This window comes from Candidatus Sarcina troglodytae, assembly GCF_015708635.1.
In the GTDB taxonomy this organism is placed as follows: Bacteria; Bacillota; Clostridia; order Clostridiales; family Clostridiaceae; genus Sarcina; species Sarcina ventriculi.
This window is the reverse complement of sequence record NZ_CP051754.1, coordinates 1,264,660-1,277,863: the sequence shown is the minus strand read 5'-3', so window position 1 is coordinate 1,277,863 and position 13,204 is coordinate 1,264,660. Positions and strand designations below refer to the sequence as shown.

General features: G+C 28.8%; 12 protein-coding genes, 1 pseudogene and 1 riboswitch. All 13 genes and pseudogenes read left to right on the top strand.

Annotated elements, in window-relative coordinates; genetic code table 11:
- Positions 1-5 precede the first annotated feature (5 nt).
- Entirely contained in the window at positions 6-1,064 is a 1,059-nt protein-coding gene (hydE, locus tag HH195_RS05700; protein WP_196370127.1) for a [FeFe] hydrogenase H-cluster radical SAM maturase HydE, read from the top strand.
- 41 nt (positions 1,065-1,105) lie between these two features.
- On the top strand, positions 1,106-2,491 hold the full coding sequence (gene hydG / locus HH195_RS05695) for a [FeFe] hydrogenase H-cluster radical SAM maturase HydG (RefSeq protein ID WP_196370126.1): 1,386 nt from the start codon (positions 1,106-1,108) through the stop codon (positions 2,489-2,491).
- A gap of 11 nt (positions 2,492-2,502) precedes the next feature.
- A complete protein-coding gene (hydF, locus tag HH195_RS05690; RefSeq protein ID WP_196370125.1) occupies positions 2,503-3,699 on the top strand; it encodes a [FeFe] hydrogenase H-cluster maturation GTPase HydF in 1,197 nt (398 codons plus the stop codon).
- A 110-nt stretch (positions 3,700-3,809) separates the two neighbouring features.
- A complete protein-coding gene (locus HH195_RS05685) occupies positions 3,810-4,226 on the top strand; it encodes a PPC domain-containing DNA-binding protein (RefSeq protein WP_055256961.1) in 417 nt (138 codons plus the stop codon).
- A gap of 57 nt (positions 4,227-4,283) precedes the next feature.
- A riboswitch (TPP riboswitch) is annotated at positions 4,284-4,383 on the top strand.
- A 139-nt stretch (positions 4,384-4,522) separates the two neighbouring features.
- Positions 4,523-4,717: a sulfur carrier protein ThiS gene (gene thiS, locus HH195_RS05680; protein ID WP_070101116.1), complete on the top strand. Its 195-nt coding sequence runs from the start codon at positions 4,523-4,525 to the stop codon at positions 4,715-4,717.
- A 1-nt stretch (position 4,718) separates the two neighbouring features.
- On the top strand, positions 4,719-5,519 hold the full coding sequence (thiF, locus tag HH195_RS05675) for a sulfur carrier protein ThiS adenylyltransferase ThiF (RefSeq protein ID WP_371811686.1): 801 nt from the start codon (positions 4,719-4,721) through the stop codon (positions 5,517-5,519).
- A gap of 40 nt (positions 5,520-5,559) precedes the next feature.
- A complete protein-coding gene (locus HH195_RS05670) occupies positions 5,560-6,324 on the top strand; it encodes a thiazole synthase (protein ID WP_196370123.1) in 765 nt (254 codons plus the stop codon).
- A 12-nt stretch (positions 6,325-6,336) separates the two neighbouring features.
- Positions 6,337-7,440 carry a 2-iminoacetate synthase ThiH gene (thiH, locus tag HH195_RS05665; RefSeq protein WP_196370122.1) on the top strand — a complete coding sequence of 368 codons (1,104 nt, stop codon included), beginning with the start codon at positions 6,337-6,339 and terminating at the stop codon, positions 7,438-7,440.
- Between the two features lies 1 nt (position 7,441).
- Positions 7,442-8,050 (top strand): thiamine phosphate synthase, encoded by a 609-nt coding sequence (locus tag HH195_RS05660; protein WP_196370120.1) that lies wholly within the window; start codon positions 7,442-7,444, stop codon positions 8,048-8,050.
- A 44-nt stretch (positions 8,051-8,094) separates the two neighbouring features.
- Entirely contained in the window at positions 8,095-9,399 is a 1,305-nt protein-coding gene (thiC, locus tag HH195_RS05655) for a phosphomethylpyrimidine synthase ThiC (RefSeq protein WP_196370118.1), read from the top strand.
- Positions 9,400-9,474: 75 nt separating this feature from the next.
- Positions 9,475-10,257 (top strand): annotated as a pseudogene (gene thiD, locus HH195_RS12585) (bifunctional hydroxymethylpyrimidine kinase/phosphomethylpyrimidine kinase); the annotation flags it as partial.
- 18 nt (positions 10,258-10,275) lie between these two features.
- Positions 10,276-10,956 carry a thiamine phosphate synthase gene (thiE, locus tag HH195_RS12580; protein ID WP_243278564.1) on the top strand — a complete coding sequence of 227 codons (681 nt, stop codon included), beginning with the start codon at positions 10,276-10,278 and terminating at the stop codon, positions 10,954-10,956.
- Positions 10,957-11,583: 627 nt separating this feature from the next.
- The gene (locus HH195_RS05645; RefSeq protein WP_196370114.1) at positions 11,584-13,188 is read left to right on the top strand and encodes an SH3 domain-containing protein; all 1,605 of its coding nucleotides are present in this window, start codon (positions 11,584-11,586) and stop codon (positions 13,186-13,188) included.
- The last annotated feature ends 16 nt before the right edge of the window (positions 13,189-13,204 follow it).

The window sequence follows — 13,204 nt, the reverse complement described above, 5'->3', positions numbered from 1 at the left end:
TGGGAATGAATACAATAAATATTATTGATAAGTTGTATAAAGAGAATATTGCAACTAGAGAAGAACTTTTATATCTTTTAGATAATATAGATAAGGATTCAATAAATTATTTAACTGAAAAAGCTAATGAAGTTAGAATGAAAACATATAAAGATAAGGTTTATATGAGAGGGCTTATAGAGTTTACAAACTACTGTGTAAGAGATTGTAAGTATTGTGGTATAAGGAAAAGTAATAAGGATGCAGATAGGTATAGATTAACTGTAGAGCAGATAGTAAATTGTGCTGTTTTAGGAGATAAATTAGGATATAAAACAGTTGTTTTACAAGGGGGAGAGGATCCTTTCTTTACAGATGAGATTATGGTTGAAATTATAACGAAGATAAAATCTATACTTCCTAATAACGCGATTACCTTATCAATAGGCGAAAGATCTTATGAAAGCTATAAAAAAATGTTTAAAGCAGGTGCTGATAGATATCTTTTGAGACATGAAACAGCAAACAAAACTCTTTATGAAAAGCTTCATCCAAACGCTAGTTTTGAAAATAGAAGAAAATGTTTAGAAGATTTAAGAGAGATAGGATATCAAATAGGCTCTGGGTTTATGATAGGGCTTCCTGAACAAGATAATAATAGTTTGGTAGATGATTTGATTTATACAAAACAATTAAAACCTCATATGTGTGGTATAGGACCTTTTATACCTCATAAAGATACTCCTTTAAATAATGAGGAAGGTGGAACATTAGAAAAAACAATTATAATGATTGCTATTTTAAGACTTCTTCTTCCAGACACATTGCTTCCGGCAACAACATCATTAGGGACTATAGACCCAACTGGTAGAGAAAAAGGAATAAAAGCAGGTGCAAATGTTGTTATGCCTAATTTATCACCAACTGATGTGCGTGAAAAATATTCTCTTTATGATGGAAAGATATGTACAGGAGATGAAGCTGCGGAGTGTAGAATGTGTATAGAGAGAAGAATGAATAATATAGGCTTTCAGATTGATATATCTAGAGGAGACAGTATTCTTTGGGAAAAAGAAAGTAAATAGAATTTATTTTAAGTTTTAATAAAACGTTAGGAGAATGTAAAATGGAAAATTTTATAAATCATGAATATATATATAAACTTTTAGAAGATGGGAAAAAGGCAACCAAAGAAGATATAATACAAATTTTAGAAAAAGCAAAGAATAAACAAGGGGTAAGCCACGAGGATGTTGCAGCACTTATACAGGTTGAAGATAAGGAACTACTAAAAAGGATATTTGAAGTTGCAGGGGAAATAAAAGAATCTATATATGGAAATAGGGTTGTTGTTTTTGCTCCTTTATATATAAGTGATTATTGTGTGAATAATTGTGTGTATTGTGGATATCATAAGTGTCATGATTTTAAGAGAAGAAGATTAACTCAAGAAGAAATTGCAGAAGAAGTAAAACTTTTAGAAAAAATGGGGCATAAAAGATTAGCTTTAGAAGTTGGAGAAGATCCAGTTCATGCACCAATTGAATATGTAATTGATAGTTTAAAAACTATATATAATACTCAAAATGAAAATGGAACTATAAGAAGGGTTAATGTAAATATAGCAGCAACAACTGTTGAAAATTATAAGAAATTAAAGGAGGCAAATATTGGGACTTATATATTATTCCAAGAATCATATCATAAACCAACTTATGAAAAGATGCATCCAAATTGTTTAAAAGGAGATTATAATTATCATTTAACAGCATTGCATAGAGCAATGGAGGGTGGAATAGATGATGTAGGAGCTGGAGTTTTATTTGGACTTGCAGATCCTAAATTTGAAGTTTTAGGACTTATGATTCATAATGAAGAAATGGAAAAGAAATTTGGTGTAGGATTCCACACAATATCAGTTCCAAGACTTAGACCATCAGGTGGAATAAATTTAGAAAAATTCCCGAATATAGTTGATGATGAGATGTTTAAAAAATTAGTTGCAGTAATAAGAATAGCTGTACCATTTACAGGAATAATAATGTCAACAAGAGAAACACCAGAGATGAGAAGGGATGCATTAAAATTTGGTGTAACCCAAGTAAGTTCAGGTTCAAGTACTGGTGTTGGTGGATATAAAGAAAGAGAAGAAAAAGGTAGTGGAGAGGCTCAATTTAAAACTTCAGATGAAAGGACACCATTAGAGGTTTTGAATAGTCTTTTAGATGATGGATATATTCCAAGCTATTGTACTGCTTGTTATAGAATGGGTAGAACTGGTGAGAAGTTTATGAAGCTTGCAAAAAGTGGTGAAATACAAAATATGTGTGAACCAAATGCAATGCTTACTCTTATGGAATATGTGTTAGATTATGGTGATGCAGAAACTTGTAAAAAAGCAGAAAAAGTAATCAAAGAAAGAACTGAAAAATTAAAATCAGAAAAAGTTAAAGAATTTATAATGGAAAGTTTAGAAAAACTTAAAGAAGGTGGAAGGGATTATTACATTTAAGGAGGAGTTTTATGAACAGTACACCAAATGCTAATAGAAAACATATAACAGTGTATGGAAAAACTAATACTGGAAAATCCTCATTAATAAATAAGATATTAAACCAAGAAGTATCTTTAGTATCAGATATTGCAGGAACTACGACAGATCCAGTTTTAAAAGCTATGGAACTCATTCCAGTGGGGCCTGTAGTATTTATAGATACAGCAGGTATTGATGATAAAAGCGAACTTGGAGATTTGAGGATTAAAAAAACTTTAGATGTATTAAAAAGAACTGATATAGCTCTTTATGTTATGGATGCAAATAATGTTGATAGAGATGAACTTGAAAAAGCTAAGATAAACTTTAAGAAATATAATATACCTTATTTGATTATAGTAAATAAAATAGATCAAGTATCAGAAGAAGTTTTAAGTAAATTAAAAAATGAATTTAAAAATGGTATTTTTATATCAGTTTTAAAAGATATAGGAGTGGCAAAAGTTAAAGATGCTCTTATAAAAAGTTTACAAAAAGAAGAGGAAGATGGACCAATACTTGGAGATTTAGTTCGTTATAATGGAACAGTTGTTTTGGTTGTACCAGTAGATTCAGAAGCTCCAAAAGGAAGGATAATTCTTCCGCAAGTTCAGTGTATAAGAGATTGTTTAGATCATGGAATAAAGAGTTATGTAGTTCGAGATACTGAACTTGAAAGTGCTTTAAAAGATTTAAAAAATGTTGATTTAGTGGTAACAGATTCTCAAGCTTTTAAAAAAGTTTCCAAAATAGTTTCAGAAGATACACCTTTAACTAGTTTTTCAATTCTTTTTGCAAGGCATAAGGGAGAGATTAGTGATTTTATAAAAGGAGCTAATGCTGTAAAAAATTTAAAAGAGGGATCAAAGATTTTAATATTAGAGAGTTGTACTCACAATGTGTCTCATGAAGATATAGGAAGAGTGAAAATTCCTAAACTTTTAACTAAATATGTAGGACAAAAATTAAATTTTGAATACAGAGTAGGACATGATTTTCCAGATAACATAAAAGAATATGATTTAATAATTCATTGTGGTGCTTGTATGATAAATAGAAAAACTGTAGTGAATCGAATAAATTACTGTAAAGGAGAGAATGTTCCTATAACTAATTATGGAATAATTTTAGCTTTCTTAAATGATATTTTAGATAGAAGTGTAAAATGCTTTAAAGATAACATTTAAGTGTAGAGCATGAGTTAATAGTAGATAATAAATTTATCTACTATTAATATTACTTTTGTATTTTTTAGTATAATAAAATAAAGATATTATTTTTTAATGGAGGTTGTAAAATGAAGTATACAAAGAGAGAAAATATTTATGTTGTTAGACTTGAGAAAGATGAAAACATAGTGGAAAGTTTAAAAAAATTTGCTAAAGAAAACAATATAAAAGCAGCTATGGTAAATGGAATAGGCGCAGTAACTGATACAAAGATAGGGATTTATGATATAGAAAGCAAAAAATATAATGAAACAATATTTAATGATAATTATGAGATAACAAGTCTTACAGGAAATATTACAACAAAAGATAATGAACCATATATGCATTTACATATAAATTTTAGTGGACAAGATTGTATATGTTATGGAGGGCATTTTATAGAGGGGAAAGTTACTATAACTGCTGAAATAATAGTAACAGAAATAGAGGGAAATTTAAATAGATATTTAGATGAAGTTGGAATAAATCTTATAGATGTATAATTTGCTATTTACAATAAAAAAATATAGGTATATAATAAAGGTAAAGTTAATATAATAAATTGTTGCTAGGGGTGCCAAATAATTGGCTGAGAGGAAAATCCAACCCTATGAACCTGATATGGTTAATACCAGCGTAGGAAAGCAAGTAAATTTAGCGATTTTTGTTTGTGAAGATATAATACAATTACAAATAAAGTTATAGATTTTTAAGACTTGCTATTTAAGCAAGTCTTTTTATTTTCTAAATAATTTATAAATATATAAAAATATTAAATAATTTTTAGGAGTGTATAGTAATGATAATAAACGGAAAAAAGTATGAATTTACAGAAAATTCAACTATTTCTGAAATATTAAAAAAATTAAATGTTAATGAAGAAAGAGTTGTTGTAGAAGTTAATTTAAACATAATACATAAGGAGGAATATGATAGTTTTATTGTTAAGGAAAATGATTCTTTAGAAGTTTTAAGTTTTGTGGGAGGTGGTTAAGATAAATATATACCTAAACGAATTAAAGATTAATATTAATAAAAATGCCTATATTTCCGATGTTAAAAAAAAATATAAAAATGATGCAGATGTCGTTATTTTAAATGGATTTCCTATTAATAGCAATATTAAATTGAATGAGAATGATAAAGTTACTTTGATAAAAAAAGGTGAGATACCTAAAGAAGATGAACTTGAATTTCTTATGATGGCAAGACATACTCCGGGTGTTTTTGAAAGATTAAAAAAAGCAAAAGTAGCAATAGTTGGATGTGGAGGTCTTGGCTCTAATATAGCAATATCTTTAGCTAGAGTTGGGATTGGGGATATTGTGATATGTGATTTTGATATAGTAGAGCCATCTAATTTAAATAGACAACAGTATTTTGTAAAAGATATTGGAAAATTTAAAGTAGATGCTTTGAAGGAGATTTTACTTAAAATAAATCCATTTATAAATGTTAAAACTAACAATGCATTTATAGATAAAGACAATATTGAATATTTGTTTAAAGATAGAGATATAATAATTGAAGCTTTTGATAAAGCTGAAAGTAAGGCTATTTTAGCTAATGTTGTTTTAACAAAAATGCCAGATAAATACTTAATAATGGGATCTGGTATGGCTGGATATTTTGATTCTAATATTATAAGAACGAGAAAGATAAATGAAAAATTTTTTGTTTGCGGTGATTTTATAAATGAAGCTAAGATGGGCTCAGGGCTTATGGCGCCTAGAGTAGGAATTGTAGCGAATCATATGGCAAACGAAGCTGTTAGAATTTTGTGCAAAACTATTTAATTATTTAAAGTTATAAAGTGAAAATTAGGAGGAAAAATACATGGATGATTTAATAATTGGAGGAATTAAATTAAGTTCAAGATTATTTGTAGGGACAGGTAAATATAGTTCAAATGAGTTAATTCCAGAGGTTTTAAAAGAAAGTGGTTCTAAAGTCATAACTTTAGCTGTAAGACGTATTGATTTTGATAATAAGGAAGAAAATCCACTAGAATATATTCCGAAGGATACTATACTTCTTCCAAATACATCAGGAGCGAGAAATGCTAGTGAAGCTATACGACTTGCAAGACTTGCAAGAGCTATGGGGTGTGGGAATTGGATTAAAATAGAGGTTATCTCTGACAATAAATATCTTATGCCAAATAATTTGGAAACTTTAAAGGCAACCGAGGCATTGGCTAATGAGGGTTTTGTAGTACTTCCTTATATGAGCCCTGATATATATTTTGGACATGCTATGAAGGAAGCGGGTGCTGCTGCTATTATGCCTTTAGCATCACCAATAGGAAGCAATAAGGGATTAAAAACTAAGGAACTTATAAGAATGATGATAGAAGAAATCGATGTGCCGATAGTGGTAGATGCTGGAATAGGGAGACCATCTCATGCAATGGAAGCAATGGAACTTGGAGCTTCAGCTTGCCTTGTAAACACTGCTATAGCTTCATCAAAGGACCCTAAAGTAATGGCTAGAGCATTTAAATTGGCTGTTGAGGGTGGAAGGCTTGGATATCTTGCAAAATTTGGTGAGATTTCAAGAAGAGCTAATGCATCATCACCACTTACTGGGTTTTTAAGATAGGGGATGGAGAATATGAGTTTTTATAAAGTTATAGAAAAATATAAAGATTTTGATTTTAACAACTATTTTAGGAATACTACTATACAAGATGTGAAAAAAAGCATACATAAAGAAAGATTAGACAGTGAAGATTTATTAAATCTTTTATCACCTAAAGCTATGGAATGTTTAGAAGAGATGGCTCAAAGGGCTAATGAATTATCAATTCAGTACTTTGGAAAAGTAGTAAATTTATACACTCCTTTATATCTTGCAAATTACTGTGAAAATCATTGCGCTTATTGTGGATATAATGTAGTTAATAAAATTCATAGGAAAAAGCTTACATTAGAAGAAGTTAAATTGGAAGGGGAAGCTATAAGTAAACAAGGTTTTAAACATCTTTTAATATTAACAGGGGAGAGTAAAACTAAAACACCAGTATCATATATAGCAGAGTGTGTTAGAGTGTTAAAACCAATGTTTCCATCTATTGGGATAGAAGTTTATGCTTTGACTGAAAATGAGTATAAGATTTTAGTAGATGCTGGAGTTGATGGGCTTACTATATATCAAGAAACTTACAATGAAGAAATTTATGATAAAGTTCACATAAGTGGTCCTAAGAAAGATTATATATTTAGATTAGATGCACCAGAGAGAGGAGCAAAATCTGGAATGAGAGATATTGGTCTTGGAGCGCTTTTAGGTCTTAGTGATTTTAGAGTGGACGCATTCTTTACAGCTCTTCATGGAGAATATATTGCTAAAAAATACAGAGAAGTAAATATTGCTTATGCACTTCCAAGGATAAGACCTCATGAAGGAGAATTTGATGATATAAATAAGGTAAATGATAAAAATTTTGTTCAAATGCTTTTGGCTTTTAAAATATTTAATCCTACAGCTTCAATTAATATATCTACAAGAGAGAGACCAGTGTTTAGAGAAAATTTAATTCCGCTTGGTGCTAATAAAATAAGTGCTGGGGTATCAACAAATGTAGGTGGACATGCTATAGAGGATGTTGGAGAAGAACAATTTGTAATAAATGATACAAGGAGTGCTAAAGAAATGAAGAATGTTATAAAATCGTTAGGATATCAAGCTATATTTAAAGATTGGGAGAGAATATAAAATGCTTTATTTGATAACAAATAGACATTTAGTAGACGCTGAAAAATATTACGAAGTTATAAAAACTTTATCTACCTTAGGATTAAAAAGAATAATTTTAAGGGAAAAGGACTTATCTTCAAATGAATTAGAAGATATTTATGTAAATATAAAAAATATAATTGAGGATGATACAAAAATAATAATAAATTCAGATATTTCCTTGGCAAGGCGTGTTAAAGCTTATGGGCTTCACCTCTCATTTAATGATTTTTTAAAATACAAAAAACAAAATTTGAATGATTCTTTTGTATTAGGTGTTTCTGTTCATTCTTTGGATGAAGCAATTTTAGTAGAAAAGCTAGGAGCAGATTATATTTTAGCTTCAAATATATATGAGACTAAATGTAAAGAAGGATTAAAAGGCAAAGGTGTAGTTTTTTTAAGAGAGATAAAGGAAAAGACAAGTATAAAAGTTATAGCACTAGGGGGAATAACCTCTAAAAATATAAATGAAGTTTTAGAGGAAAAAGTTGATGGTGTAGCTATTATGAGTGCTTTTATGGAGAGTCAAAATATTTATGAAGACTTTAAAAATTTTCAATCTATTATAGATGAATATAGCAAATAATTAAATATAAGAAAAAATTTATAGTTTTTAATGGAGGATTTTTTATGGATTATACAACTCAAATGGATGCAGCTAAAAAGGGAATTATAACAAAAGAAATGGAGACAGTAGCTTTAAAAGAGGGTATGACTTCTGAGGAAATAAGAAGAAAACTTGCAAAGGGAGTAATTGCAATCCCTGCTAACAAAAATCATAAATCGTTAAACGCAGAAGGGATAGGGGAAGGATTAAGAACAAAAATAAATGTTAATCTTGGAATATCTAAAGATTGTTATGATTATGAAAAGGAATTAGAAAAGGTAAGAGTAGCTTTAGATATGGGAGCCGAATCTATAATGGATTTATCGAATTATGGGAAAACAGAAGAAATGAGAAAAAGAATAATAGAAATGTCAAGTGCAATGGTTGGAACTGTTCCTATGTATGATGCCTTAGGGTTTCATGATAAAGATTTAAAGGATATTATAGTTGATGAATTTTTTGAAGTTGTTGAAAGACATGGACAAGATGGAGTTGATTTCATAACAGTTCATGCGGGATTAAATAGGGAGGCAGTAGAAACTGTAAAGAGAAATAAAAGACTTACAAATATAGCATCTAGGGGAGGTTCTCTTTTATTTGCTTGGATGGAACTTAATAATTGTGAAAATCCATTTTTTGAATATTATGATAGGCTTTTAGAAATATGTGCAAAGTATGATATGACTCTTTCTTTAGGAGATGCATTAAGACCAGGTTCAATTAGTGATGCAACAGATGCATCTCAAATAAAAGAACTTATAACATTAGGTGAACTTACAAAAAGAGCATGGGACAAAAATGTACAAGTTATAATTGAAGGACCTGGACATATGGCGATAAATGAAATTAAGTCCAATATGTTATTAGAAAAAAAGTTATGTCATGGAGCACCATTTTATGTTTTAGGACCATTAGTTACTGATATTGCTCCAGGATATGACCACATAACATCATCAATAGGAGGAGCTATTGCAGCAAGTTCTGGAGCTGATTTCTTATGTTATGTAACTCCAGCTGAACATTTAAGACTTCCAGATTTAAATGATATGAAAGAAGGCATTATAGCTTGTAAAATAGCAGCACACGCAGGAGATATATCTAAAAATGTAAAAGGCGCAAAAGAGTGGGATAAGAAAATGAGTATGGCAAGAGCTGATATTGATTGGGAAAAAATGTTTAATTTAGCAATAGACAGTAGTAAAGCTAGAGAATATAGAGAAAGTTCTAAGCCTCATGATGAAGAGAGTTGTACAATGTGCGGAAAAATGTGTTCCATGAGAACTATGAAAAAGATATTAAATGGAGAATATTTAGAGATAAATAATTAAAATAACTTATATAAAAAATTTAAATAATATGTTTTAGTAAGAATAATAAAATAGATAATTTAAAAGGAGAAAGTTATGATTAATGGACTTACAATTGCAGGATCAGATAGTTGTGGAGGGGCAGGTATTCAAGCTGATATTAAGACTATGTCTGCTAATGGAGTTTTTGCAATGAGTGTAATAACAGCAGTAACAGCACAAAGTACTCAAGGAGTTTTTAGTATAGAGGATATAAGCTCAAATATGATAAAAAAACAAATTAATGTTATTTTTGATGATATAGATGTAAATGTAATTAAAATAGGGATGGTTTCAAAAAAAGAATCAATAAATGCGATAGTTGAAAGTTTAAGAGAAATTAGAAATTTGCCACCTATTGTTATAGATCCTGTTATGGTGTCTAAAAATGGATTTAATCTTTTGTCAAAAGATGCAAAAGATGCTTTAATTACTAATCTAATACCTTTTGCAACGTTAATAACGCCTAATATATTAGAAGCTGAAGAAATAACAAATGAAAGAATTTTAACGTTAGATGATATGAAAAAAGCAGTAGAAGCTATTTTAAACCTTGGACCTAAAGCTGTTTTAATAAAAGGTGGACATTTAAAGGGTGATGCTATCGATGTTTTATATGATGGAATAGAATTTACTATTTTTGAAAAAGAAAGAATAGAAAATGATAATACTCATGGGACGGGCTGTACGTTATCTTCAGCAATAGCTGCTAATATGGCTAAGGGAATGTCCTTAAAGGAAAGTGTTGCTTTGGCAAAAGAATATGTCACAAATGCAATAAAGCATGGATTTACTCTAGGTAAAGGGATAGGACCAACACATCATTTTTATAAATTTTATAATAATCAAGGGGAATTTATTGTAAAAAAAGAAAAAAATAAATTTTATGATTTAATCGAAAATCATAAAAATAAAGATGAATTTGATTTAAAATCAAAAAAAATATACCTTATAACAGATTATAGATTAGATTTTGATATATTAGTTGAAAAAGTTAGAATAGCTTTAGAATGTGGAATAAAAATAGTTCAGTATAGGGCTAAAGAAAAATCAACAAAGGATATGTGTGCAGAAGCTAGAGTGCTAAAGCAACTTTGTCATGAGTATAATGCAATATTTATTGTAAATGATAGAGTGGATATAGCCCTTGTAGTTGATGCTCATGGAGTGCATTTAGGAAGGGAAGATATGAAAATAAGTGAAGCAAAAAAGATATTAGGAGAAGGAAAAATAATAGGGGCAACTGCACATAATGAAAAGGAAGCACTTGAGGCTATAAGTGAAGGAGCTACGTATTTAGGAGTAGGTGCTTTATATAAAAGCAAAAGTAAAAGCAATACTGTCAATTTATCTATAAAAACTCTTCAAAAAATAAAAAAAATCACGGATAATCCTATTTTTGGAATTGGAGGAATAACAGAAAATAATATAAATAGCTCTTTGAGAGAAAACATAGATGGAGTAGCTGTGATTTCTGCTATTTTTCAAACTAATAATATAAAAAATACTATAAAAGAGATTAATGAAAATTTAAAATAAAAGATTGATAAAAAATTAACTATAAAAATATATTCTTATAGTTAATAATAAAAAAATGTAAAATTTAGTGATTTGTATTAATGTATTTTTAAATGTATTTTTAAATGTATTTTTAAATATCATTAGAGTTTAAAAAAATACTAAGATATAAAAGTATTAAAAAATATAATTAAATTACATAAAAAATTACATTTTTTTTACCTTAATAATCCAAAACTTGCTTTTAAAAAAAATATAGTGTATAATGTATACAAAACGAGGGATATTATGACAAAAAATAAGGATAAAAATACATAAAAAATAAATTAATAAATAAAAACATAATATTCAAATAAGACGCAAATTTTTTATATTTATATAATTAGGGAAATTTATTTAGTACGATTTTTCTATGCAGAAAATTGTAGATTGTTAAAGGTAAGATTAATTTTATAAAAATGCCTAAATGTCGAATTTTAAACATAGCTAGATTGTTAAAAAAGTACTTAAAAAATTAAATTTAAAATTAAAGTTGAATTTTTAGATGGAATTTGTTAAAAAATTTTATTTACTAAGAATTATGAACCCAGTGTTAACTATTTCTGCGATAAATATAAGAAATTCTAAGCAAGTAGGAGGAATTTATAAGTGAAAAGTAATAAAATAAAAAATATGTTAGTGGTAGCATCAGTGGTAATAAGTACTACTCTTGTAGGAAGTACCTCAGCTTTTGCAGCTACACTACCATTAAGCAGTTCCGCATCTTTAAACTCTTCGTCGAAACAGAGTTTACAAAAAACTACAACTAAAAACCAATCAAAAACAACGGATAATAACGGTGAAAAAGCACTAACGGATAATACTAAAAACGAAAATATTTCAACGGTTTCTAATAAAGCATTTAATAGTATAAAAACTTCAGAAGTTTCAACTGCATCAAAAGATACAACTTTATGTGGTGAGATTCGATATGGTGAAGTTTCTAATCTTGGGAATGGTTACACATCATTAAATCTAAGACAAGGCCCTGGCACTAGTTATAATATAATCGGGGAACTTTCAAGTGGTACTAATGTTCAAATAATATCTCAATGTAATAGTAATTGGTATAAAGTACAATATAATGGAACAACAGGATATGTTTATGCACCATGTATATCTATTGTTAGCGGTAATTTAAGTAGTAGTTCAAAAACAGGAACAGTTATAAATCTTAGTGGAGATATACAATTAAATTTCAGATTAGGTCCAAGCACTAATGATACTGTAATAGGTGGCTTGTCAGAAGGTACAACGTTTACTATATTATCAGAAAGTAACGGATGGTACAAAATAAACTATGATGGAACAATTGGATATGTTTACGGTTACTATGTATCTGTAGGAAATAATTCATCAAGTTTATCAAATTCATCAAGTAATACTTCAAAATCTGGAGTTGTTAGTAATCTAAATAGCGGAGTGGATTTGAATTTTAGATCAGGTCCGAATACTGATTATAGCATAATAGGAGAATTATCAGAAGGGACAAGCGTTACTATATTATCAGAAAATAATGGATGGTATAAAATAAATCATGATGGAACGGTTGGATATGTTTATTCAAACTATATATCAACAGGAAACGCTTCATCAAATAATTCAACAAATGCTTTAAATAATTCAACTGCAACTGTTTCAAAAACAAGTGTTTCAAAAAGTAATTCATCAAAAAAATTAGGTGATTCAAATGTTTCTAATAATGAAACTACTAATTCATCAAATAATAATGTTGTAGGAACCAATTATGCAAATAAGGTTTCATATACAGCACCATCTGATTTAGTTGATTTTACAGCATCATATGAAGGATTTTCAGCAACACCTTATTGGAGCGGTGGTTGGACAGTAGGATTTGGACAAAATTACGGAAATACGTATCCAGACAATGTGACTTATCAAGAGGCTTTAAATACATTACAAGGTAGTTTAACTACATACATGAGTCAAGTTAAGAGCTTAACACAAGGATGTAATTTAAATCAAAATCAAATAAATGCTTTAACAGATTTTGCTTATAATTTAGGAATAGGTTCTTTAGAAAATAGTCAACTTCTTCAAGATGTAAAAAATGGAAATACAAATGCATCAACTATAATGACAGATTTTCAATCTTGGAGTTATATGGGAGGTTCATTCTCATCAGGACTATATGCAAGAAGAACAGCAGAGGCTCAAATGTTCCTTTATGGACAATATAATGATCATCAATAAGAGCATAAAAATATTT